Genomic DNA, 24,445 nt, shown 5'->3' with positions numbered 1-24,445 from the left:
TGTATAGCAGAGGCCGAAAAAAAATAATACACCGTACATTCAATCACTTTCGACAAACTGAGTATAGCACGGTAAAATCTTAATAGCAAGAGGGTGTATAAAAAGATTTTGTGCCAAAAACTAGATAACGACTGGATTTATCGTTTCAATCACATCGTTCTCGCTGTCCATAATTGCTTCTGCACCTATTGGAATTGTCGTCTTATATTGCCCATGTCCTGAGGCGATATTCGCAAGCGTTGGTTTTCCAATTGATGAGAAGAATTCTTCTAATAACTGTTCATAATTTACACCATATGACGTTTGGCAGTTCGTACATCGTCCGATTAACACACCAGCGCAATCGTCGAACTTTCCAGCTTCTTCTAAGTGAAGCAATTGTCGATATACACGATGGACCGGTTCATTTACTTCCTCAATAAAAAATAGCTTACCTGTAGTATCGATCTCATATGGTGTAGCAAGCGTACCAATGATCGACGTAAGATTCCCTCCAACAATTTCCCCTTCAGCAACACCAGGAACAATTGAATACCGAAGCATACGTCTAGGGTTTTCAATTGTGTAGGCACTTGAGTGTTTGAAATTGCTCGGAACAATTGATTGAAATTAAACGCCGGTGTCGACAATTTAAAATCAATTAACATAAGGGAATGAAGCGTTTCTAAGTCGGCAAACTGATAAAGCGCGTTAAGCAGTACGGTAATGTCGCTATAGCCCGTTACGATTTTAGGGTTCTGACGAATCAAATCCCAATCTAAGTATCGCAAGATCCCAGCTACCCCGACTCCACCTCGAACTGGCAAAATCCACTTTACTTGCTCATTAACAATCATACGCATAAAATCATTCGCACGTTCTTCATCGCTGCCAGATAAAAACCCAGTATAACGAAAAACACTTTCTCCAACAAGAACATTGAAGCCAAGACTTTCTAAATAGAGAATACGTTCATTTATAATATTCGGATCGAGTGGACTTCCTAAGCTGACAATACCAACCGTATCATTCGCTTGTAAACTTGCAGGTCTTACAACCATCTCACCTCACGTTCCGTTTGGTCGTTGGGTACACTATATGAAATAGACGACAGACCTATGCAAATTCTTTTCCATAAAGAGAGAAAGACGCTACACTAAATTAAGAGAAAGGATGAGACGATGATTGAGATAAACAAAGACGAACTTCAAGAAAACTTATCACAGTATTTTAATCATGACATCTACGTACATTTTGAGATGACGAACGGCGCTTATGCTGCATATCGTCATGGCAAAGCCGCTTCTGGCTTTGTTCGAAATGCGAAAGCGAAGTTAATTGAAGGGAAAGTAACTGGAGATTCTCCATTTCGCGTCGGCTTAAAAACGAGCGATGGATGGCTTTATGCTGATGGTTTGACGCATAGTGATCATACTTTTACTGAAGCACTTTTGATGTATGGATTTGACGATGATGGCAAAATGCAAATCGCTTTACAACTTAGCACAACACCATTTGAGTAAGGACGTGAAAAAAAACGATGACCGAACACGTAATGTTAATTTTCCCACATCCTGATGATGAAACTTTTTCAGCTGCCGGAACGGTTCAACACTATAAACGTACAAAAGACGCGTATGTTAGCGCAGTCTCTTTAACACTCGGTGAAATGGGCAGGAACTTCGGGATGCCCCCGATTGCCAATCGTGAGACGTTGCCACACATCCGAAAAAAAAGAACTGGAAGATGCCTTACGTATCATGGGCGTTGACCAATTTATTCACCTTGGCTATCGTGACAAAACGTTAGAATTTGAACTGACGAGTACAGTGGCTAACCACTTGCTTAACGTTATTGAAGAACATCAACCAACAACGGTAATTACGTTCTATCCTGGCCTTAGTATTCACCCCGACCATGATGCAACTGGCGAAGCTGTCGTCGAAGCAATCAAAATGATGGATCATTCTAAAAGGCCAACACTCCTAACAAAAGCCATCACAGCAGATGCTGAGCAACATATCGGTGAACCTGACGTAGTCTTCGACATCTCTCCATATCTAGAGATGAAGAAAGAAGCCATTCGCGCGCACCGATCGCAAGCACTCGAAGTTGACGCCATTACGAAGCAAAAACTCAAAGAAGGTGCAACTGACCCTGAAGCATGGATTCGTTACGAAACATTTTGGACTTACAAGCAGAGCGAGGAAGTATAACTCGCTCTGTTTTTTTATCGCAATGTTGACTGAATGCTATGATAGACGTCTGACCAAATTTGCTCGTCTTCTCGATACATCGTCGTCATTGTCTTGATTACTTTTTTTGAATTCTTCATCATAGTTTGGTGCTGTTTTCTCAGGCAATTTGCTCATAAGAGCACTGACGCGCTCTTGTACTTCTGGTGCTCTTGGTCCCCACTTGGCAACTTCATGTCCTTCATCATCGATAAAGATAAAGATCGGAATCGAGCGAGCTGTACCGTTTGTTAAGTATTGATCCATTAACTCCAAGTCTCATCACGCAATAACACACGTAATTCGATATTGTGATGCTCTGCAATATGCATAAGAATCGGCACATTTACCATCGCATCTCCGCACCAATCTTCAGTTAAAATAATTGCTCTAAGGTTTTGCCCAAACTGATCTTGCCCTTCTGGCAGCTTAAACTGCTCATAAATGTAGTGTAGATGTTCTTTATTCTTTTCCATCTCACTCACGTATCGCTCAATTGACATTCCCTTTTCAAACCATTGCTCTAAGGTCATTTTTCTTCCTCACTTCCCTCTGTTGAAAATATAACTGGTAGTTCATGAAGTATCTCATATCCCTCTATTGTTGGTCTCGTTTTCAAACCAACAATCGTTACATCTTCGTACGCATCAGTCAACGCTTTTGCAAATTGCGGATCAATGTGTTCAGCAGGTCGAATACACGAAAGATCGTCTCGCTGAGCAATGAATAATACAATACTTTTGTAGTTTGTTGACTTGGCAATTCGCTGCAATTCTTGAACATGCTTTGTGCCCCGCTTTGTCACTGCGTCCGGAAAGTAACCCGTTCCGTCAATACCATATGTAACACTTTTGACTTCTAACAAAGCTTGTTCTTTTCCGTTTTCTAAAAGAAAATCCCACCTTGAGTCACCATACGTATATTCTTGACGAACAATCGACCACGTCTCAAGTGATGGGATTACCTGATTTTCGATAGCAAGCTTTGCAAGGGCATTCGCGTTTGTCGTCTCAAGTGCGACAAAGCCACGTTGATCTTCTCGCTCCGCTAAAACGGCCGACCAGTTCGTTTTGCGGTTTGGATTGTCATGAAAACGTAAATAAAGCTCTCTACCCGGTTCGAGAATCCCTTGAAGCCTACCAGGGTCAGGAAGATGTACACGTACGTGCTCCCCATTTGAACGTCTCGCCATAATTATAAATCGGTTTGGACGTTCTACAAATATCGCTAGTTCCAATTGACCTTTCATAGGCTGTAACACAATAACACCCTCCAGAACTCTCCATCACGATTGCTTACTTTCACACCGGTTTTTAACTAAACGTTAAGAAACAGTACAAAAGAATTATTCCCCGGGAAATGGTATTTCATCAAAACAAATCCACGAATTTCTTTGGTGCAAGTGTATCACTTCTTCATTAGTGATAGAACGGAAACGACTTACGGCAACATTTCAAATAACTTTTTATACGCTTCTTTTGTACGCATTTGCTGCATAGCAAGATCACAAGCAACAATTGCACCAGCAATAGGTTGGTACTGCGGGCGAGTCACTTTTACTAAATCAAGGCTTTTTTTCGAAGAATGGTTTCCATAAATGCAGCTGTTGATAAACACTACCTGCAAGGACGACCACACACGCCTCGTCTTGTTGAAACAACTGTGATTTCACCTGTTTAATTGCGTCAATTTGCTTCACACGAGCGTTTGAAATGATCTCATTAGCTTCAAGATCGCCAGCACACGCTAATTGTGATAACACTGGGCTAAATGAAGCAATTCGCTCCCGTTCTTTACCGTTCTCATAAATGATCGGAATCAACGCTTGCGTATTTTTCACGTCGTAATGCTGAAGCACTGCTTGATCGAGACGAGTACGCGTACGATTTTGATCGTCATTGTGCATGCTTCGAAGAATTGCTTGACGCCCGAGTTCAAACCCACTGCCTGCATCTTCAAACAAATAACCCCATCCACCCACTCGCGCATACTCGTCACGAGCATTTAGCCCGTAAACAACAGCACCAGTTCCAGCAATGGATACGATTCCTCGTTCTCCGAATGTCCCACTATACAATGCTGATAACACATCGCTATCGACGATGATTTTGGCATTTGCACTTACGTATGGTTGTAATGACCGTTTCACGCGCAGCTGTTCAGTCGCCCTTCCACCACCAGACATTCCGGCAAATACGGCGGAAACACTTGCAAATGCCTGTTCATCCTGCGTTTCTAAGTCGTTCATCGCTTGTTTTAATAGCGCTTGGATTTTGTTTGTATCAACGCTTGCGAGATTTGTTCCCTCGACTTTCGAGTAAGCAACAACCCTACGCTCGTGCACGAGCACCGCAATCGTTTTTGTCCCGCCTCCATCAATTGCAATCACAGTCTTCATCACCGAGATCTCCCCTTTAATCAAACTGTTGGGCTGTGTGAAGTTCATAGTACACCCCACGTTGATCAATCAGTTCTTCATGACTTCCATGCTCAACAATTGTACCGTCATCAAAGATGAACAATTGATCAGCATTTTTCACAGTGTTGAGTCGATGGGCAATAACAAAGCTCGTTCTTCCTTGCATCAACGTATCCAATGCCCGTTGCAAATGCATTTCTGTTACTGAATCGATACTGCTTGTGGCTTCATCAAGCAACAATAACTTAGGGTTACGTAATATTGCTCTGGCGATGGACAGCAATTGTTTTTGGCCTTGGCTAATTCCTTTTCCATCTTCAAGCAACGTGTCATATCCTTGAGACAACTCACGGATAAACGGATGGGCATTGGCTAATTTACATGCTTCAATGACCTCTTCCCTTGTTGCTTCTGGTACACTGTAGCGAACATTTTCCAATACCGTCTCATGAAATAAAAATGGATCTTGCAAAACAACTGCCATATTCTCTCGTAAACTGTCTCTCGTTAGTGTCGATATGGAAATGCCATCAAGAAGGATCTCCCCTTCATCAAGTTCATAAAATCGAGTCAACAAATTCATCATCGTCGTTTTTCCTGCTCCCGTCTTACCGACAAGAGCCACCGTTTGCCCTGCATTTACATGGTACGTAACATCTTGAATAGTCGGCGTTGTATCATAAGAAAACGATACATTTTGAAATTGAACATTCCCTTGGACTTCCCAATCGATGACTTTTGCATCCTGTTCATCTGCTTGTTCCTTCTTTTCTTCAAGCACACTAAATACCCGCTCAGCTCCTGCAATCGCTGACAATACAAGGTTAAATTGGTTAGCAAGATCGTTTAACGGACGTGTAAACTGCCTTGAATATTCTACAAAAATTACAATTACACCAACAGTGACGAGTCCATTAACAGCTAACACACCACCTGCTAAGGCGATAATCGCAAAACTAAAGCTGTTTAACGCATTCATAAACTTAGGGATCAGCCAGAATACACTTGCGCCCAAAATCCAGTTTCCCTAAGTGTTGCATTTTTCTCTTGAAACCGCTCTATCATTTGATCTTCTTGTGAGAACATTTTCGTAATTGAATGAGCGGAGATCGCCTCTTCACTATAACCATTCAGCTCGCCAAGATGAGATTGTTGTTCTTTAAATAACACTCGCGTTCGTTTCGTAATCCATCGAATACCAAAGAACATCATCGGAACGACCAGCATGGCAACGAGCGTTAAAATTGGACTTAAGTAAAGCATGACAATGACTATTCCAAGAAGTGTAATCACACTCGTAAACACTTGAATTACCGATGAGTTCAACGTATTGCTAACGTTCTCGATGTCATTGTTCACTCGACTCATGAGATCACCTTGCTCAGAGCGATCAAAAAATCGAATCGGCAACTGCAAAAGGTGATCAAATAGTTGAGAGCGCAATCGATAAACGGTTCGTTGTGAAATGCCAATCATGACAAATTGTTGCAGCCATACGGTGAGTGAATGAAATAGATATACGATTAGTAACAACCCGAGCATCCATACGAATCCATTAACTTCCCCAGTCGCAATAAAACGATCAATGCTCATTCCTACGATAAATGGTCCCGCTAATGCAAGTAGTGCACTCATTGCAACGAGTACAAACACGATTACGAGCTTAAGACGCTCTTTGCGCATCGTTTCCCACAGCTGCCATAGCGTCTGACCGATGTTTTTTGGCTTCTTTCCATTCGGTTGATCCGTGGCAGAATGCTTTTTTTAGCATGTCATCTAAATGGGTGACATCATGCTGAATGGTGCTTTTAATTGTGTTTTCATAGACGATCACCATCTTGTTGCGACTTCGTAATCTCTCGATACAACGTACTCGATTTTAACAACTCTTTGTGAGTACCTGTGGCGATTAATTCACCATCGTCTAACAACATAATTCGATCCATTTTCTTCGTCGTTGCGACCTTTTGTGTTACGAGCAATGTCGTACACCGTAAATCTTCAAGTGCACGCAAGAAAGCATGCTCCGTTTTCATATCCAATGCACTCGTACTATCATCTAACAGCAAAATTGCAGGATCCCGTAGTAACGCCCGAGCAATGGTGAGTCGCTGTTTCTGACCTCCTGATAAGTTGATCCCTTTTTGACCAATTCTAGTTTTGATTCCTTCTGGTAGCTTTTCAATCGTTTCAGATAACTGAGCCCGTTCTAAAGCATCTATGATCTCAGATTCAGTCGCATTTTGTTTGCCAAAGGCAACAACTTCTTTTAACTGCCCAGAAAATAAATGCACATGTTGTGCAACGTACCCGACTTGAGCTCGGATTGAAGAAGTTGCATAGGTTGAACCTGGCTGATCGTCGTATAGTATACTTCCCTCATTCGGTTCATAAAGCCTTGAGACGAGCTGCATTAACGTCGTTTTCCCTGAACCTGTTGCACCGAGTATGGCGACCTTTTCACCAGGCTTAATCGTAAACGATATCTTTTTTAAAACACGGGGCTGATTAGGATCGTAGGTGAAACTCACATTCCTAAATTCAAGCTTTCCGCTTAGTTTTGTAGTTTCTCCTTGATGGACATTGCTCTCTAAATCATCAACTGGAGATTCCATCACTTCAAATAGACGTGCACTCGACGCTTTTGTTCTCGATAAGTTCATAATAATCATCGAGAAAATTCCTAAAGCCATCGCTGTACGAGTGCTATAGTTAATGATGGCGACAATTTCACCTGTCGTTGCTTGACCTGTCTGAATATACGCTTGACCAAACCAAAGAATTGCCAAGATGCTCACATTCATTAACAAAAGAATGATTGGCATCGTCACTTCAACGTAACGAAAGGCAGAAATTGTCTGATCACGTAACTTGCTTGCTCCTTGAACAAAGCGCTTTTGTTCTGAGCGTTCTTTCACATAAGCTCTAATTAAACGGATGGCTTGAATGTTTTCATGGACGATTGTATTTAATTCATCTAAATGATGCTGGACTTTACGGAAACGTGAACTAGCAGCGATAAATAGCCAAAGTAGTAAAACGAAGAGTAGTGGAACGGTAATAAGTAAGATGATCGCAATGCGCCAATTCACAACAAGAGCCATGATGACACCACCGACAACTAAAGCCGGTGCTCTGGCCATAATGCGCATTGACATAAGTAGCGTATTCTGAATTTGAGTGACATCATTCGTTAACCTTGTCGTTAATTTCGCATTGTTGAAACGAGTGACGTTATGTAGAGAAAATCGTTGAATCTTCGTAAAGAGATCTTGTCGCAATTGCCAACCGACTTGTTGACTAACATGTGCAGCTAAAAAGGAATTCAGTACTCCTGCAACGAGTGACACGAACGATAAAGCGACCATGAACAACCCTAATCGCAAGACAACGCTAAGTTCTCCAACGACAATCCTTCATCAATCATTCGGGCAATAAGCAACGGTTGAGCAAGCTCAACCGTCAATTCTATAACCATCATGAATAGTGCTAAGGCGATAATTAATGTATAGGGCTTTAAATACGTAATTAATTTTCTCATGATGTCCCCCGGTAAATCCATTGGCACGACGTTAAAGCTGATCATCAATTATGCACTACGACGAAGCGCTAACGTGTCTTTTGGAACAAGTATAGCACGCTGAAAAAAACTGTCAATTCTGTAATCTGCTGACGATGTGCGTCTAATGATCCTTACATCTTAGAAAGCGCATCGATCACTTTTTGATAGTAAGCTTTCGGATGCGGAACGAAACGAGGGTCAACCTCGTTGTCACATAAGAGCTGTTCACATTCTTTTAAAGAAAACCATGAAACAGACTCAACTTCCTTAGTATCTAACTTAAGTTGCTTAAGCAATTGGTCATCAACTCGTTTGCTGTACGTGTAACAATACTCTCGATCAATTTTCCCCATTCCCATCGAAGCTTCAACTGGAATCACACCTAGGAAATCTAGTTCTTCTATTGCGAACGACAAACCTAATTCTTCTTCAACTTCTCGTACCCCATCATTCGGCGTTTCCCCTGCTTCAAGATGACCAGCTGCGCTAATATCAAACAAATTCGGATAGTCTTCCTTTGTGTTCGAGCGTTTTTGAAAAAGAACGTACATCTCATCGTGTTCCTTCTTAATCAACCAACAATGAAACGTATGGTGCCAGAGCCCTTTTTGATGAACTTTCGTTCGTTCTTCAACTCCGATATGCTTGTAAAACTCATCAAATACATCAAGATATTCCATCACGTTCTCCCCTTAATCATCGTTGTTGTCTAGTGTACTATAGGATCACAAAGAAGGAATAAAAAAAGCCCTTTCTTATGAAAGAGCGTTGTTTAACGTAAAAGGGACAACAGGCTTCATCGCTTCAAATGGATTCCGACAACTGCGACAGTATAAAATTGAACGACAAGCAGTCGGACCAAATACGTTATCCATCGAAACATACGGGGAATCACAGTAAGGACAATCCACGTGCCATTCTTCACCTTCCACATAATCCGTTGGAGGAGGCGCAATCCCATTTTTCTTCAAGTTTTCTTTTCCTTCATCTGTTAATTGTTCGGTTGACCACATCGTTTCGAACGAAAATGATACGTCACACGATGCGATCCAAGGTAATGTGCATAACGCTTCTTTGACGTTCTTCTCAATGATCGTGAGTGCTGGGCATCCGACAAATGTTGGCACGAGAATGACGCGTACATCTTCACCGCAAACGGCAACTTCACGAACCATGCCCAAATCTCGAATTCGTACTCCTGCAAGCTCCGGATCATCAACCGTACCTAAAACCTTCATCACTTCTTCTTCACGAGTAGAACTCACAATGATTGCACCACCTTAAAATATCATGATTTCAAAACGGCTTCTTCTATTATGTTATATAATTAAGAAGTACGCTGTCAACAAAAAGTCATAACATTCTAAAGCTTGCGCCATCGATAATTTCCACATCATCTCTTAGTTTGAGATGATTCATTAACGTAAACAAGGCACTGTCTTTTTGTTTCGCTTCAATCATGCAGTCAATTTGGTTTACAGTTCCTTTAATCGTATGTAAAAACTCGAAAAATAGGTCTGGTTGCACAAAATCATGATGTGCTCGAAATTGTTCATCACTTTTTGGACTTGATATGTGCATTTTCACTGGTAAAGGCGACATCTCCCACGTCGAAAGAACACGCTCCCAATGATCTTCCCAACGCTCATCATGATGATTCGCAAGATGGTGATGGTAATCAAATACGAGTGGAATCTGTAGTTTTTCACAGAGATATAGCGTATCAGTTAACGTAAACGATTTATCATCATTTTCGAGCATAATCATCTGCTGTAACGAAGACGGCACATCGCCCCAATTATCTATAAACCGTTCTAATGCACGATCCTTCTCTTTGTATAGACCACCCACATGCATCACACATCGATGAGTAGGGTCAATGTTCATCCTCTTAGTAACTTGTAATGCATTCCGAGCGTTTTAAGGGAAGCTTTAAAGATCTCCTTCTTTTGAGAATTCAAAAGTACGAAATGATCAGGATGAAAGTCAACGCGCATTTGATGTTCATGAATGTATTTACCAACCTCTTTAAGTTTGTCACGAAGAGGACGCATGTATTTCCAATCAAGCAATTCTTCATGATTCGCAAGTGGAATAAGCCTAGACGTTAATCGGTAAAATGCAATATCAGAAGCTCTATTGTGCTTTAAAATGCGCAACGTATTGTCTAAATTCGATAACGCAATTCGCTCTAACTTTCGAATTGCTGCATCACGGTGATCAATTGATTGAAACTGCTTAAACGTCATCGTTTGAGATGGTGACGCGTTCGTGAGTTCTTGACTCATCGCTACATACCCTAGGCGTACGAGTGTCATGACATGAACCTCCTTGTCTATGAATAGCTTGCCCGAAGAAATAACTGCCATTCAATTGAACATAAAACGATCCAAACTCTAACGAGTCTGGATCGTTTTATTAGCATAGATCGTCGATGTCATCGTGCTCGGCAGAACAATAACTGGCCACCAAAATGGCGTGCCACTCCATCCGTGTTCTTCCTTTCCATTTTGACGCAAGAAAATAATCGCTGGTGTTGTTTTCGCTAACTGACGAGCAACCCTTAATTCACTGCTCTTTGTACTCGCTGTGTCCGGTGATGTCTCGTATACTCCTGTTTTTGTGAGTCGTCGGATGTTACGATTCGTTTTTACGACAATGTGAGCAAAATCTTTCTTTGCCGCATACGCAATCATCGCCTTTACATCATCAACGTGAAAAGAATAGCCTTCATCCATGACGAGCGTTTCACTGATCAAATCAAAAATGTTAGAGACCGCAGAAAGCGAAAGCTTCCCAACCTGCTTATCCTCAAAAGGAAGCAATAACCGATCGATTCGTTTTACGTGCGGAATAATCTTCGTACGATAATCCGTTTGAAAGCCTGTCGGCAAAATCCGCTTATGAGGTGCCAACGTCTGTAATTCAGAAAGCAATAACTTGTTCGGACTGCAAGGAATCAGTTCTTCGTTCTCAGCTTTTTCTATAAAGACGACTTGCTGGTCTTCCCCTTCTTTAGAAAGTGACCTGCGTAACTCAGAATCAAATTCATGCATCCGCTTCATCACGTTGTAGATTTTTTGCGTCGTATAAAACCTCGTTACAACAACGTCGTCGATTGCTCTTGCACCGTACATTCTTGAATGCTGCATCACCGTATCTTGTTGAAAATTCCTCGGATTTCGACCGTAATAAAACCCAATGACGTTTTGAACGGTGATTCCACGATCAAGAATTTGACCACCTATGAAAATATTAAGTGGCGCATGCAATCGCAATTCACCTTGCTTATTGAGCAAATTCTCCACATCTTGTTCTGAGTTCACGACCTCCGTTACGACATGCTCATCATTTAAAGCTTTTTTTCACACACTCGTACACGCGCTCAAAGGTAGGCTTAAAACGTGTCGTCGATTGAATCACATGTTCATATGACTCATGCACGATTTTCTGAAATGCCAACTCATCACCGTGCATGAGCTGGCGAAATTGTTCTTCCATCTTTATGACAACGTCCGCCTGCCACTCATGCGCTTTTTTTCCCACGGTCTGTGTGAATCAGAAACGAATACTTCTTCCAACGCTCATTGGCGTGTCGCTGTTGTTCCCACCGAACTGCAGCTGCGGTGATAAAATTAATAAACGCATGACGCAGTCCTTTCACATTACCCGTCGTTAAAAGTGTCGTTTCCTTCACGCGCCTACGATCTTGTTTTTTTAGGACTTCTATTTCTTGTTCATTCACTGGCCAGAATAACGTGTTTGATAATTCGCTATCAAAATACGTTTTACTTCCAATATACTGATCATGAATCGGCACAATCTCAGTAAACGCTGGACGAATAGGCAGGTAACTCTTTTGTTCATGAACCGTACGGTCCTCAGGTTGCAAGTACAACGAGTACGGCGTGGCAGTTACTTGTAAATAAGAAGAATACGATAGACCCTTTCGAAGTTGATCAAGTTTCGAGAGATGACTCGTAATTCCGTAATGTTAGAAGCTTGATTATGATGATATGAAACACTTGCATAATCTGCTTCATCATCAATAAATAAAATACGTTTATCTTTGAGTTCTGGATGCGTCTCAAAAAACAGCTCATGTAATCGGTCTAAATTCTTCGTTTCCTTCTTTACGACGAGCATGAGTTTTTGATTACGTTCATACTTTCGAATGCGATTTGGTAGCTTCATAATGTCGTACACTCTCGCTTGGTCGTTTTCAATCGGATCATGGAATTCGCTCATTAACCGTTGACACGTCTGTTTTAGCAAAGCATTTGATGACTTTGTTAATACAATTGCTAGGTCGTAATCCCGATCAAATGCTACACCAATTACACCGATAAATGCTCTCGTTTTCCCAGATTGAATGTTTCCAAGTAGCATACCTGGTCGATTTGAAGATGTCGCTTCTGAAGCTAATTTATGATACGTACGAAAGATGACTTGTTCAAGTTCGTTATTGTAATGTTGATTCGCTCGTAATTGCGAGTAAAAGTTCATAGTCAAATCCCCTGTTCACTTAACATATACAGACGAACATCATAACACGCATCACAAATCAGGTAGATGAGTCCACTCATCTACCCCTGTTCAAATTCACGTCCCACAGTACGTTGTATACGGCTGATGACCTTCTGGCGGTTTTGTGTACAGATCGTGATCACTTGAATAAGAGTACGGATCCTTTAGCGCCTCAACAAATTGAATGAGGTGTGATGAATCCCCCTGATTTGCATGGCGTAACACATCTTCTACAATATGGTTTCTCGGAATAATCGCTGGGTTAACTCGTTTCATTTGTGACATGACTTCTTCTTTAGTCGCTTCTTGACGCGAGAGACGCGCTTCATAATTCTCAAGCCAATCATCAAAACGCTTCGTCCCATATAACCCTGTTTCAGCCCACTCTCGTAGTGTTAACGCACGGAACGTATTCGTAAAGTCCGTCTTACGTTGTTCCATTTGCGACAGCAGTTCTCCAATAAGCTCACCGTCTCCACTTTCCTCACTCATTAGCCCAAGCTTCGAACGCATACCTTGAATCATTTCAATCTGATACAAGTCTTTGAAACGGCCGATGGCTTCTTGTGCGACCTCAACACCTTCTTGCTGTGAATCACTTAGAAGGGGAACTAACGCCTCTGCAAGACGAGCCAAATTCCAATTTGCCATGTACGGTTGATTGCTATAAGCATAGCGTGCGTCTTGATCAATTGAACTAAACACCGTTCTCGGGTCGTACGTATCCATGAATGCACATGGTCCATAATCAATTGTTTCTCCACTAATCGTCATATTATCTGTGTTCATTACACCGTGAATAAATCCGACAAGTTGCCACTTGCTAACGAGCTTCGCCTGACGCTTGATCACTTCGTCAAGAAAATAAGCATAACGGTTGTCCTCATCTTGAAATTGCGGGGTATGACGTTGAATCGCATAGTCTGCAAGATCTTTTAGCATTGAATCGTCTTTTAGCGCTCGGGCGTACTCAAACGTACCGACACGCAAATGACTGCTCGCAACGCGGGTTAAAATTGCACCTTGTAACGCGGTCTCTCGATGGACAAGCTCACCTGTTGTAACAACCGCCAAACTTCTAGTCGTTGGGATTCCTAAGCCGTGCATCGCTTCGCTGATCACATATTCTCGAAGCATCGGTTTTAACGCGGCACGACCATCGCCACTTCTAGAATATGGCGTACGTCCGGAACCTTTTAACTGAATGTCAACGCGCTCGCCATTCGGTTTTTGTTGTTCACCGATGAGCAGCGCACGACCATCTCCGAGCATAGTGAAATTGCCAAATTGGTGACCTGCGTATGCTTGGGCAATCTTTGCTGATGACTCCGGTAGCTCGCTTCCTGAAAAAAACATCGACCTTTTCTTGTTCATGAAGGTCATCGAGACCGATTTCTTTCGCTAATTCATCATTCCACATAAACATCTTAGGGGACTGGACTGGTGTTTCCTCTACCTTAGAATAGAACGTTTCTGGTAACTGCAAATAACTATGGTCGAACTTCCACATCACTTAGATCCCTCTTTCGTTACGAATCGTTTCCCGTATCGTATCACAAATCAAGGGATTGCGTTTATCGGTTGAATTCAAAGGGAATCGATGAGTAAAAGCGTAGAAAAGAGGGAAGATTTTGAACAAGAAAATTATGGCCTTTGTTCCAACTTTACCTTTCCTTCTAACGATGGCTTGTGATACACAAGAAGGCGAAAACACGACAAATGAACCCGTTGAGACGACTGAAGCAAGCGATGAAGATCTAGATCCTGATGAAGATCCCGAGCCTGTCGAAGAAGAGGCTGTCAATGCAGATCCTGATGAAGACAACGCAGAAACGCCAGGTCATGAAGTTGATGAAGCGAATGAAGAGGAGTCTGTCGAACATGATGAACACTATTTTACAGAGAATATCGTATTGAATCATGATCAGTTCTTTGATGAAGAATATGGATTAATACCCTTGATGACAATTACTGCATCGGCATCGGATCTAGATCATCGACTTCTAGCTTCATTTACGTCGAGCGATCGAACTCAAGGTAACATTACAGAGTACGTGACGAACATAGAAATTGATGAAGATGATGTTATTCATTTCACATTTTCTGATGATCTTTCTACAGCTCCTATAAGCATGGCTTCTACCGAGAGTCGTGGGTTTATGGAAATGTTGCACGCTGTAAGTGACGGCTTTGGCGCAGAACAAATGAACTTCTACACCGGAGACGAGCCTGGCGTACTGATAGATCCTCTTGCTGAAATGGAAGAAGTACCTGTAGAGCTTGAAGAAGGAATCGGTTATTATCGACCAACTATTTCCTCAGAAGATAGTGAATATGAGAATGTATTCATACCTTCAAGAGTAACGGACGATCCGATTATAAGTGAAGACTTCGGAGAAGTCCTTCGTGAGTTGCAGACATTTGAAGGCGGAGCTTATTATGAATCACCAATTTCAGACGTTATCGAATTGCATGACGCTTGGATCGAAGACGACGGTAAAGCACAACTTCATTATTCAATTACCGATGAGAGTGAGTGGGATGAGGAACAACAACAAGCATTTGAATATGCCGTATTTCTAACCGCACTCGACTTTAATGCGACCAATGCAAGGCTTGTTGATGAAGGCAATCAAGAAATTCTCGATTTCCCGTTGCTTGAAGATCGTGATCCCCATGCAAATCAACCTGAACATTAATGAAAACTAGCCATTCCAATAGTGGAATGGCTATTTCTGTGCAAGGGTTAGGATCTGTATGATATCTTTATCATGTAATTGTTCTAGGTCACCGATCGGACCATATAAAGTGGCGTTTTTCGCCATTTCTTCGAATCCTTCTGCAGCAAGATTAGCAGCTTGTAAGCTTGTTGGCATTCCAATCGTCGTAAGAAACGCCTCTACTTGCTTAATTCCTTCGTAGGCATCGACGGTAACATCTGAAGTTGGTATAACCGAGAACACGTTATGAGCAAACGCCGCGAATCGTTCCGGGTGTGTTTTGTACACGTATTTCATCCATGCAGGCATCACGATTGCAAGTCCTGTACCGTGAGGAAGATCCGCGTATTTGCCGCTGAGTTCATGTTCAATCGCATGGCTTGACCAATCCCCTTCAATACCACCTAAACTTAACCAATCATTGTGGGCCACCGTAGCAAGTAGCATCATTTCCGTACGCGTCCTCTCGCCGTCTGTACCTTCAACTAAATCTTTCGCTACAGAAACAATAGATCGCAATGTCGCTTCTTGCCATTCTCGCACAAAGGGTAAGGGCTCAAGCTGTGAAAAATACCGTTCAAACACATGTGAAAAAAATATCTGTACAGGCGATCGCAAGTTGTTTCTTACTCAAACTGTTCGTAAAATCAGGGTTTAAAAGTGCAAACTGTGGGCGAATGTAGTCATTGCTCTCCATATCTCGCTTTGACGCTAACGTATCGTGAGTGAGAACACAATCCGCACTCGCTTCAGAACCCGATGCAGGTAACGTGACCAAGGCACCGATCGGAAGTGCCTTCGTCACAGACGCTTGGTCACTAAAGAAGTCCCATACGTCACCTTCATACTCCACGCCCACTGCAATTGCCTTAGCTGAATCTATGACACTTCCACCGCCGACAGCAAGAATGAAATCTACGTTTTCCTCCCGACAAAGCTCAATGCCATCGAGAACAAGCGAGCGTGTCGGATTTGGTTTCACACCACCAAGTGCTACATAGGAGATTTGTTCTCGTTGTAACCACTGGGTGATTTGATCATACAATCCATTTTGTTTAATGCGATCGCTGCCGTAATGAAGCAGAACTCGCGTACCACCTACTTGGCGAATTTCTTTTCCTACTCGTTCAACTGAGTCGGTCCCAACGATTAGTTTCGTCGAGCTTTGATGAGAAAATGAAAGCATCGCACCTACTCCTTATTGTTTCTTCCGTGACCTTCCTGATAGTAAAAGACCGAGCCACAAAGCAAAACCAGCGATTAAGAACACCATAAGTGAAGAAATGGCAATGAACATTTCTCCAGTTGCAGCACCTGCAGAGAAACCAACAAACACCGCGAACAACATCGTACCAACTGCTAAAGCATAGAGCGCTGCACGACCTTGATGCATGGCATATCTTTTTGTAGTCTCAATAGTTAGGATGCTATAGACAAGAAGTGCACCACCTGAAACTGTAAAAATGTTCGGTCCAACAACAGAGACAGACTCAAGATCCATAAACACGAGCATTAACGACGTTAGAGTACCGAATAGAATGAGGACTGCAGAAGCGACAATCCCTACTTTTGAAATGCGCGCAGACTTTGATGAATACATGTTGTGTTTCGCTTCTTCTTGTGAAGATCGTTGCAAATCTTCAATTAGACCACTTAAATCCCCAAGTGATGCTTTCGCTTCCTTAAACGCTTGATCTTCTTCTAGGCCACGTGACTTGTAGTCACTTATCTTCTCCTTCATGTTGGAAAACAATTCTTCTTTCATTTCATAGGCTTCTTGACTACTTCCAACATTTTTAAATAGATGATTGATGTACGTCTCAATCTTTCTATCTAACGCATCAGTCATGTAGAATCTCTCCTTTAATAAGTTGATTGATGACTTCTTTTGCAAAATCCCAATCTTGTCGATTTTGTTCATACCGCTCTTCTCCTTCTGGTGTTAAACGATAATACTTCCTTCGCCCACCTTGCGTTTCATCGCCCCAGTAAGACGTGATCAACTCTTCTTTCTCAAGTCGACGAAAGGCCGTGTAAAGCGTAGCTTCTTTGAGCTCGTATTGATCGTCACTCAATTGAATGATCTTCTTATAAATGTCATAGCCATAGCTATCTCCTTGACGAAGTATATTTAGAATAATTGTGACCGTATGTCCTCGGATCAAATCAGTAGAAATTCCAGACATAACCTCACCTCCTAAAATACATTATATGCAACATTACTATTTGTGTCAAAGTAATATTGCACAAAAAATCACACGAAAGGTATAACCCTTCGTGTGACCCGTTAAAACCATGTGTTTATACCGTTGCAAATGGCTCGTACTTACTTCCGTGCGCTGTGGCAACCGCTTCGTATGTGATTTGGCCTCGGTACGTATTTAAACCTTTACGTAAATTCACATTGTGAAGTAATGCTCCATCTAAATCATTAGCGATTAGAACAGCATAAGGAATTGTCACATTACTTAATCCAATCGTAGACGTTCTCGGCACTGCCCCTGGCATATTCCCAACAGCGTAATGAACGACATCGTGCTTTGTATACGTCGGATCATCGTGTGTAGATACACGGTCAACCGTTTCAAAAATTCCACCTTGATCAATTGCCACATCAACAATGACAGAATGAGCTTTCATTAACTGAACTGTTGATTCACGGACGAGACGAGGTGCTTTTGCACCTGGAATTAATACGGCTCCGATAACAAGGTCTGAATCAATGACGTTTTCGTGAATGCTGACGGGGTTACTCATCACAGTCGTTACTTGGTTACCAAACAACTCATCTAATTCACGCAAACGAACAGGGTTCGTATCTAGAATTGTCACACTTGCTCCAAGACCGATTGCAATCTTGGCTGCATTAGTCCCAACAACGCCACCACCAATGACAGTTACTTTACCACGAGGCACACCAGGAATTCCGCTTAATAAAATTCCCTTCCCGCCTTTAGGCTTCTCAAGAAACTGAGCGCCAATTTGAGAAGCCATCCGTCCAGCCACTTCACTCATCGGTGTAAGAAGCGGAAGCGTTCCTTTATCACTTTCTACCGTTTCAAATGCAATTGCTGTCACTTTCTTTGAAACGAGAGCTGATGTAAGCTCAGGCTCTGCTGCTAAATGTAGATAGGCAAACAAAATCAGCCCTTCATAGAAATACTCATACTCACTTGCAACTGGTTCCTTAACTTTCATCACCATTTCCATCTTCCAAACATCAGCTGCAGTTGGCTCAATAACAGCACCGGCTACGTGATACTCTTGGTCCGAAAAACCAGAAGCAACTCCTGCCTCCGTCTCAATATGTACGTCGTGTCCTGCTGCCTTCAATTGACTAACACCCGCTGGTGTAATGGCCACACGGTTTTCGTTGTTCTTTACTTCTTTTGGAATTCCAATACGCATAAACTTAATCCTCCTTAAGGATGAACGACTTCAAGATCAGAAGCCTTATACAAACTCTGGCGTCGCTGACTCCAACTACCGTTGATTCTCTCACGGCGGAGCACTTCTTTATCTGTTGTTGCAACGAGTACATCTCCAGTTGAAACGTTCGATTCAATTAGCACACCGGTAGTTGAAAGTTGCGGTGCAAGTGGCGAGTAGATGCCTGTTACTCCGTGATACGTTTTGCTCTGACTCACAGTTGGCACTCTGCCAACGAGTGACGATGTGACAACAAAAACTTGGTTTTCGATTGCGCGTGCTTTGGCAATTCGCTCCACTTCTAGTGACGACGCTTGGGTTGAGCCTGCGAAAGGTACGACTACCCAGTGTGCACCACGTTCGACTGCCAACCTTACAATTTCTGGGAACTGCAAATCATACCCTAACATGAGCGACACCTTGCCAAAGTCCGTTTCAAAGATGTTTAATTCATCTCCAGGTGCTACACCATACTTCCGTTCTTCCTCGACAGTTATATGCAGTTTGTCTTGAACATCAACCGTCCCATTACGGTGAAAAAGGTGTGCTCGATTTTTAAGCGTTCCTTCGTCTTTTACAAAAGTTGAACCTGCAAAAATGTTCATGTTATAACGAACTGCAAGAGTATGAAACAATGAACGGTAGTTCTCGTAATCTTCAGCAACCGCTCTCGCTTGCTTGCTTGGAATGGTTTCTTCTTTGAACGATAACCATTGCAACGTTAACAATTCGGGAAATACGATCGCTTGCGCATGGTGTTCCAATGCGATCTGCACGTCATTCTCCACATGAATCGCAAAATCTTCAAAAGATGAAATTTGAGATAGTTCATATTGGCTTGCTGCAAATGTCACAGGCAATGAACGTTGATACAACGCCTCATCAGGCTGTACATAATGAGGATTTTTCCATTCCATGAGTGACGCGTACTCTAACGATTCACGGTCATGTTTCAAGTAGCTCGCTAAAACTTTTCGCAATTTGAATCCGTGCGATAATTGAAACGTTAATACTGGATCGTAAATATTCTTCTTAATCACTTCTTCAGCATACTCTTTTGCGCTAAATTGATCCGCATACTTATGATAGTTCGGCAATCGTCCGCCAAATAAAATGCTTTCAAGATTAAATAATTGGCAAATCCGTTGTCTTGCTTCGTATAGGCGACGGCCAATTTTCATATGGCGATAGTCTGGATGTACGACGACTTCAATGCCATACAAATGTCGACCATTCGGATTGTGGTTGCGAATATATCCGTCATCGGCGATGTCTTCAAAACGATGGTCTTCTCCATAATCATCAAAATCGATAATTAAACTTGAGCAAGAACCGATAATCTTACCGTCGTATTCGACACAGACTTGACCTTCTGGGAATGTTCGCAACTGGCTTTCAAAGTGTTTTCTTTTAAAAGCGATTTCAGGAATACCAAAGCCAATCGCATTTACAGTAATGATTTGATCGATATCAGCAAACGTCGTCTGCCTAACGATGATTTTGGGTTCACGACTCATAAAGCAACCTCCATCACGAGTTAGTTGGTTTTTATGGACACAAATTTCTCGATAAGATAGTCGTCAAGCCCATATTTGCCGCCTTCTTTGCCTGTTCCACTTTCTTTTATTCCACCAAATGGGGCTTGAACGGTAATTGGAGTCGGGTCGTTAATGCCAACAATGCCGTATTCAAGTTCATTCATCACTTCATATGCACGACTAAGATCATTCGTAAAGCAATACCCTGCTAATCCATAACGGCTGTTATTTGCCCGTTCAATGACTTCTTCCGTCGTTTCAAATGAGAAGATCGGCGCGACCGGTCCGAACGTTTCTTCAGTCGCAATCCGCATGGTGTCGGTTGCTCCTTGAATGACTGTCGGTTCAAAGAAATTCCCATCACTTTCGATGATGTTCCCTCCACTTAAGACTTTGCCACCTTTAGAACAAGCATCTTGAACATGTTCATTTACTTTCTGAACCGCACCATCGTTAATTAGAGGACCGACATCTACACCTTCTTTCGTCCCATCACCAACCGTTAACTCTGATACTTTACGCGCTAAAAGATCTCCAAACTCTGAAGCAACCGATTGTTGAACGTAAACACGGTTTGTGCTAATACACGTCTGACCTGCATTTCTAAACTTAGACATGAGCACACCGTTTGCCGCTGCTTCAAGATCCGCATCTTCAAAGATGATAAAAGGGGCATGACCGCCAAGCTCCATACTCATGCGTTTCATTGTCGCCGCAGAATCACGCATGAGCATCTTACCGACAGCCGTTGAACCCGTAAACGTCAACTTACGCACATCCGTGCTGCTCGTCATTTCTTTACCAATCGCTTCTGCATCTCCAATGACTAAATTCACAACTCCTGCAGGCACTCCCGCTTCATGGAAACATTCAAATACGTTAATCGCAGAAAGTGGTGTAGCCGGTGCAGGCTTCAATACGACCGTACACCCCGCAGCCAATGCTGGAGCAATTTTTCTCGTAATCATTGAAAAAGGAAAGTTCCATGGCGTAATTGCCGCTGCGACTCCGACAGGTTGGCGAAGAACCATAAGGTGCTTGTCTTCATGAGATGCTGGTACAACATCGCCATACACACGCTTCGCCTCTTCTGCATACCACTCTAAGTAGTTAATTCCACTCGTGACTTCTCCTTTTGCATCAGCAAGTGGCTTACCATTTTCTTTTGTAATCGTATTAGCCAATTCGTCTGCACGAGAGCGCATAATCTCAACTGCTTTTGCCATATAGGCACCTCTCGTTGCACCCGGTAGCTTACGCCACGTTTTGAAGCTTTCACTGGCAGCTTGAATCGCTTCTTTCGTTTCGTTTGCGCCAACGACAGAGACAGAGCCGATGACCTCTCCTGTTGCTGGATTATACACATTCTCTTGATCAGTCGTTTCCAACCATTCTCCATTAATGTACGCCATAATGCCCCTCCTGAGTAATCGATACAAATTCATTTTCGCTAGGTTTGCCGACACAAAGATCCATCGTACGCTTTGATAAGTTCATCACAACAGAAAAGACCGTTTCCATCTGTCGATGCGTTGGTGCCGCTTTGTTTTTGAAATGATTGATTGCATTCGGTGCGTTGTACGTATCACCTAGCCATGATTTAAAAGTGTCTTCATCAATACGCTCATTATCTACGAGCGCGCCGAGCATAAGCTGTTCTGCACGTTTTTACGAAGCATTGAATCTTCAAAACGCAACTCATTCATATCGGTTAAATCTTGCAATACTTTCTGTGATAGTACATGGTTCGTATGAACAAGCCTGCCGTCTTCACCACTCACGTAATCCATTCCAAAAGGTGATACTTCAACGTTGACACTCATTCCAGCGTCTTTGCCATTGTCATAACCAATAAGAAAACTTGCTGCTGCCGCGATTTGTTTTTGCTTAATCTTCGCAATGGCTTCGCTCATACTATAAGAATTGAGCACAGCCCGTAATCCGAGATGAATTGGCAACTGATCAGACTTTTTGTCTGTAATGAGAGCGTTAAAACAAATCCCAACCCCCGCTTCATTAAAGCCAATTTTGCCGATCATGCCACCTTCAGTTACCATCGTAATTTTTGGCGCATTAACCGCTTCGATATCAAGGAGTAACAAGCTTTTCTCTTGTTCCCCTTTCCAGTCCCAATTTTGTGCAATGATCGTGTCATTGGTTAACGGCGGATACACAGACATCGCTGTACAGCCATCTGAAAAACTCGGTCCACTACCTGCTAGAGCAATTTCACTTCGCGCATTTAACGCTAAAATGTCTTCAAAATCAACTCCAGCACCTGACGCAATACCTTCAATTTCTTCTAACATCGATGGATCGTGCTTTTCAATCGCTTTTACGTGAACGAGCGCCCGCTCACGCGCTTCTTGCCACGTGATATTTTGGTATCCATGGAAAAGACGCTCGTATAAATCCAAACTTTGTACAACTTGCTCTTTTCCAAGCTCACCGTGTTTCTTACCGATTTCTTTTGCAGAACCTGCTAACGTTAAACGTTTAATCATCCGCTCACTTCCTTTTCATGGATTAAAAGGAGGCTGTTAATGCCTCATCGATGATCGAAATCATTTCCACAATCTCTTCTTTAGTAATCGTTAACGGCGGTGCAATGGCAATTACATCTCGATTGGGACCTAATGCTCGTAAAATAAGTTGGCGTTCAAAGCATTCATCAACGACTTTGACTGCAGGTGCAACATCTTCAGCGAAGCGTTCTCCCGTTTCAGCATTCTTTACGACTTCAAATGCCGCTAACATACCGATCGAACGACTATTGGCAACGTGAGCATGTTTTTCTTCAAGTTTCTTTAATTGTGCAAGTAACTCTTTTTCCATCTGAGCAGTATGTTCTACGATTTTCTCATTTTCTAAGATCTCAATATTCTTTAACGCAACCGCACAAGCCGTCGGATGTCCACTGTACGTAAACCCGTGAGCCAATACACCGTCATATTCGTTAATAACCGTATGAATTGCATCGTTAACCATGACCCCACCTAATTGGGCATAGCCACTCGAGATTCCTTTTGCGATGCTCATCATGTCTGGTGTAACACCCCAATGCTCTACACTAAACATCTTGCCTGTACGTCCAAACCCACAAATGACTTCATCTGCAATGAACAAAATTTCATGCTCATCACACAGTGCTCGTACTGCTTCCAAATATCCTGCAGGTGGAATGTACACACCGCCAGAACCTTGAACAGGCTCCAATATAACAGCAGCAATGGAATCGGCACCTTCACGCTCAATCGTCGCGCGAATCGATAACTCATAATCCGAGTCATTTTTGTCACCGCTTTCACAAGCAGTAATATGAGCTTTCGCATGGAGAACATCTGCAATCCCTGACTCTGAGAAGTTATGGAACAACGGGATTGCCGTTGCCGTTTGTGCACCAATTGTTACACCGTGGTACGCATTTTCTAATGCAATAATCTTGCGCTTTTTCGGCTTGTTCTTTTGCGCCCAATAAAACCGTGCTAATTTAAACGCCGTATCATTTGACTCTGAACCACCCGACGTGTAAAACACTGCGTTTAAATCGCCTGGTGAGATGCTTGCTAGTTTCTCTGCTAATTTAATCGCCGGTTCATTTGAGTACCCTTTAAAAGAAGAAGCATAAGCCATTTGAGTCATTTGTTCATACGCCGCTGTCGCAAGTTCTTTACGACCATGGCCGATATTTACGTTCCAAAGCATAGATAAGCCGTCAAAATATCGCTTTCCGTCTTTACTGTTGGCGTAGACACCTTCGCCACTCGTGAAAATAAGCGGCGTTCCTTCTTCTTGTTGCAGCTTCGGTGATGATGTCGGATGAATATAGTGCTTTTTATCTTGCTCAATTAATGTATGAACATCGCTTGCTACCGTTTTAACCATGAAAAACGCCTCCTAAGTATGCAATCTATACCTAGTTAAAATGCAATTCTTATGCCAACACAAAACCTTACTCAATCACGCATAAACCCACTTCACTTTATGCATAATTGCATAAATGATGATTCGGTGCATACATGTAAAACGAAACACCT

Annotated in this window: 28 protein-coding genes and 3 pseudogenes; 4 read left to right on the top strand and 27 right to left on the bottom strand. The window is 42.5% G+C overall.

Translation table 11 applies throughout. The features are described from left to right. Positions 1-120: 120 nt before the first annotated feature. Together JCM19055_RS32245 and JCM19055_RS18815 are read right to left on the bottom strand one after the other, a co-directional pair. Entirely contained in the window at positions 121-474 is a 354-nt protein-coding gene (locus JCM19055_RS32245; RefSeq protein ID WP_370543228.1) for a hypothetical protein, read from the bottom strand. Then, a complete protein-coding gene (locus JCM19055_RS18815) occupies positions 408-1,040 on the bottom strand; it encodes an LD-carboxypeptidase (protein WP_370543227.1) in 633 nt (210 codons plus the stop codon). The genes JCM19055_RS32245 and JCM19055_RS18815 overlap by 67 nt, the downstream gene beginning before the upstream one ends. 120 nt (positions 1,041-1,160) lie before the next feature. On the opposite strand from JCM19055_RS18815, the gene JCM19055_RS18810 reads away from it, so the two are divergent. From JCM19055_RS18810 to JCM19055_RS18805, 3 genes are read left to right on the top strand one after another with little or no spacing between them, the layout of a single operon-like run. Further along, entirely contained in the window at positions 1,161-1,502 is a 342-nt protein-coding gene (locus JCM19055_RS18810) for a DUF1806 family protein (protein WP_042360840.1), read from the top strand. Between the two features lie 17 nt (positions 1,503-1,519). Beyond that, the gene (locus JCM19055_RS30365; protein ID WP_052366537.1) at positions 1,520-1,750 is read left to right on the top strand and encodes a PIG-L family deacetylase; all 231 of its coding nucleotides are present in this window, start codon (positions 1,520-1,522) and stop codon (positions 1,748-1,750) included. Beyond that, positions 1,740-2,195 carry a PIG-L family deacetylase gene (locus JCM19055_RS18805; RefSeq protein WP_052366536.1) on the top strand — a complete coding sequence of 152 codons (456 nt, stop codon included), beginning with the start codon at positions 1,740-1,742 and terminating at the stop codon, positions 2,193-2,195. Before JCM19055_RS30365 ends, JCM19055_RS18805 begins: the two co-directional genes overlap by 11 nt. Before the next feature lie 36 nt (positions 2,196-2,231). Here the strand turns inward: JCM19055_RS18805 and JCM19055_RS32240 are convergent, their stop codons facing one another. From JCM19055_RS32240 to JCM19055_RS18755, 15 genes and pseudogenes are all read right to left on the bottom strand, one after another. Further along, positions 2,232-2,480, bottom strand: a complete 249-nt coding sequence (locus JCM19055_RS32240) for a thioredoxin family protein (protein ID WP_370543226.1) — start codon at positions 2,478-2,480, stop codon at positions 2,232-2,234. Then, on the bottom strand, positions 2,480-2,746 hold the full coding sequence (locus JCM19055_RS32235; protein WP_370543225.1) for a thioredoxin family protein: 267 nt from the start codon (positions 2,744-2,746) through the stop codon (positions 2,480-2,482). Before JCM19055_RS32235 ends, JCM19055_RS32240 begins: the two co-directional genes overlap by 1 nt. Further along, positions 2,743-3,474 carry a DNA/RNA nuclease SfsA gene (sfsA, locus tag JCM19055_RS18795; RefSeq protein ID WP_152549977.1) on the bottom strand — a complete coding sequence of 244 codons (732 nt, stop codon included), beginning with the start codon at positions 3,472-3,474 and terminating at the stop codon, positions 2,743-2,745. The genes JCM19055_RS32235 and sfsA overlap by 4 nt, the downstream gene beginning before the upstream one ends. Positions 3,475-3,777: 303 nt before the next feature. After that, entirely contained in the window at positions 3,778-4,611 is an 834-nt protein-coding gene (locus tag JCM19055_RS18790; protein ID WP_265182361.1) for a BadF/BadG/BcrA/BcrD ATPase family protein, read from the bottom strand. Between the two features lie 16 nt (positions 4,612-4,627). Continuing rightward, positions 4,628-5,647: an ABC transporter ATP-binding protein gene (locus JCM19055_RS30360; RefSeq protein ID WP_265182356.1), complete on the bottom strand. Its 1,020-nt coding sequence runs from the start codon at positions 5,645-5,647 to the stop codon at positions 4,628-4,630. Next, the gene (locus JCM19055_RS30355) at positions 5,623-6,315 is read right to left on the bottom strand and encodes an ABC transporter ATP-binding protein (RefSeq protein ID WP_265182355.1); all 693 of its coding nucleotides are present in this window, start codon (positions 6,313-6,315) and stop codon (positions 5,623-5,625) included. Before JCM19055_RS30355 ends, JCM19055_RS30360 begins: the two co-directional genes overlap by 25 nt. 137 nt (positions 6,316-6,452) lie before the next feature. Next, positions 6,453-8,173 (bottom strand): annotated as a pseudogene (locus JCM19055_RS18780) (ABC transporter ATP-binding protein). 152 nt (positions 8,174-8,325) lie between these two features. Beyond that, a complete protein-coding gene (locus tag JCM19055_RS18775; protein WP_042360837.1) occupies positions 8,326-8,874 on the bottom strand; it encodes an NUDIX domain-containing protein in 549 nt (182 codons plus the stop codon). Positions 8,875-8,949: 75 nt separating this feature from the next. Then, a complete protein-coding gene (gene paaD, locus JCM19055_RS18770; protein WP_265182354.1) occupies positions 8,950-9,459 on the bottom strand; it encodes a 1,2-phenylacetyl-CoA epoxidase subunit PaaD in 510 nt (169 codons plus the stop codon). Positions 9,460-9,547: 88 nt separating this feature from the next. Further along, positions 9,548-10,512, bottom strand: a pseudogene (uvsE, locus tag JCM19055_RS18765) (UV DNA damage repair endonuclease UvsE). Positions 10,513-10,590: 78 nt separating this feature from the next. Beyond that, positions 10,591-11,520, bottom strand: a complete 930-nt coding sequence (locus JCM19055_RS24630; protein ID WP_052366535.1) for a Z1 domain-containing protein — start codon at positions 11,518-11,520, stop codon at positions 10,591-10,593. A 22-nt stretch (positions 11,521-11,542) separates the two neighbouring features. Next, positions 11,543-11,740, bottom strand: coding sequence for a hypothetical protein (locus tag JCM19055_RS27665; RefSeq protein WP_052366534.1), 198 nt, complete (start codon positions 11,738-11,740; stop codon positions 11,543-11,545). Continuing rightward, a complete protein-coding gene (locus tag JCM19055_RS24620) occupies positions 11,721-12,086 on the bottom strand; it encodes a hypothetical protein (protein WP_052366533.1) in 366 nt (121 codons plus the stop codon). The genes JCM19055_RS27665 and JCM19055_RS24620 overlap by 20 nt, the downstream gene beginning before the upstream one ends. Positions 12,087-12,109: 23 nt before the next feature. Further along, positions 12,110-12,700, bottom strand: a complete 591-nt coding sequence (locus JCM19055_RS24615) for a hypothetical protein (protein WP_052366532.1) — start codon at positions 12,698-12,700, stop codon at positions 12,110-12,112. Positions 12,701-12,796: 96 nt separating this feature from the next. Beyond that, positions 12,797-14,231, bottom strand: a pseudogene (locus JCM19055_RS18755) (YdiU family protein). Between the two features lie 121 nt (positions 14,232-14,352). Here JCM19055_RS18755 and JCM19055_RS18750 point away from each other — a divergent pair. Next, complete coding sequence (locus JCM19055_RS18750; RefSeq protein ID WP_042360836.1) at positions 14,353-15,420, top strand: hypothetical protein; 1,068 nt, start codon at positions 14,353-14,355, stop codon at positions 15,418-15,420. A 30-nt stretch (positions 15,421-15,450) separates the two neighbouring features. Here JCM19055_RS18750 and JCM19055_RS24610 read toward each other — a convergent pair whose 3' ends face one another. The 10 genes from JCM19055_RS24610 to JCM19055_RS18705 all read right to left on the bottom strand — a co-directional run bounded on the left by JCM19055_RS24610 (position 15,451) and on the right by JCM19055_RS18705 (position 24,293). After that, positions 15,451-15,984, bottom strand: a complete 534-nt coding sequence (locus JCM19055_RS24610; protein ID WP_265182353.1) for an iron-containing alcohol dehydrogenase — start codon at positions 15,982-15,984, stop codon at positions 15,451-15,453. Between the two features lie 34 nt (positions 15,985-16,018). After that, positions 16,019-16,627 carry an iron-containing alcohol dehydrogenase gene (locus tag JCM19055_RS24605; RefSeq protein ID WP_052366530.1) on the bottom strand — a complete coding sequence of 203 codons (609 nt, stop codon included), beginning with the start codon at positions 16,625-16,627 and terminating at the stop codon, positions 16,019-16,021. Positions 16,628-16,639: 12 nt separating this feature from the next. Continuing rightward, positions 16,640-17,290 carry a permease prefix domain 1-containing protein gene (locus JCM19055_RS18740; RefSeq protein WP_042360835.1) on the bottom strand — a complete coding sequence of 217 codons (651 nt, stop codon included), beginning with the start codon at positions 17,288-17,290 and terminating at the stop codon, positions 16,640-16,642. Next, a complete protein-coding gene (locus JCM19055_RS18735) occupies positions 17,283-17,627 on the bottom strand; it encodes a PadR family transcriptional regulator (RefSeq protein WP_042360834.1) in 345 nt (114 codons plus the stop codon). Before JCM19055_RS18735 ends, JCM19055_RS18740 begins: the two co-directional genes overlap by 8 nt. Before the next feature lie 115 nt (positions 17,628-17,742). Then, on the bottom strand, positions 17,743-18,849 hold the full coding sequence (gene ald / locus JCM19055_RS18730; protein WP_042360833.1) for an alanine dehydrogenase: 1,107 nt from the start codon (positions 18,847-18,849) through the stop codon (positions 17,743-17,745). Between the two features lie 14 nt (positions 18,850-18,863). After that, complete coding sequence (locus tag JCM19055_RS18725) at positions 18,864-20,387, bottom strand: GNAT family N-acetyltransferase (protein ID WP_042360832.1); 1,524 nt, start codon at positions 20,385-20,387, stop codon at positions 18,864-18,866. A gap of 20 nt (positions 20,388-20,407) precedes the next feature. Next, complete coding sequence (locus JCM19055_RS18720) at positions 20,408-21,820, bottom strand: NAD-dependent succinate-semialdehyde dehydrogenase (protein WP_081833825.1); 1,413 nt, start codon at positions 21,818-21,820, stop codon at positions 20,408-20,410. Then, a complete protein-coding gene (locus JCM19055_RS30350) occupies positions 21,807-22,058 on the bottom strand; it encodes a hypothetical protein (protein WP_042360830.1) in 252 nt (83 codons plus the stop codon). Before JCM19055_RS30350 ends, JCM19055_RS18720 begins: the two co-directional genes overlap by 14 nt. Then, entirely contained in the window at positions 22,040-22,912 is an 873-nt protein-coding gene (locus tag JCM19055_RS18710; RefSeq protein ID WP_042360829.1) for a C45 family peptidase, read from the bottom strand. Before JCM19055_RS18710 ends, JCM19055_RS30350 begins: the two co-directional genes overlap by 19 nt. 22 nt (positions 22,913-22,934) lie before the next feature. Next, positions 22,935-24,293, bottom strand: coding sequence for an aspartate aminotransferase family protein (locus JCM19055_RS18705; protein WP_042360828.1), 1,359 nt, complete (start codon positions 24,291-24,293; stop codon positions 22,935-22,937). Between the last annotated feature and the right edge of the window lie 152 nt (positions 24,294-24,445).

The organism is Geomicrobium sp. JCM 19055 (assembly GCF_000698185.1).
GTDB classification, from domain to species: domain Bacteria; phylum Bacillota; class Bacilli; order Bacillales; family Marinococcaceae; genus Geomicrobium_A; species Geomicrobium_A sediminis.
This window is presented reverse-complemented; position numbering and strand designations above follow the sequence as displayed.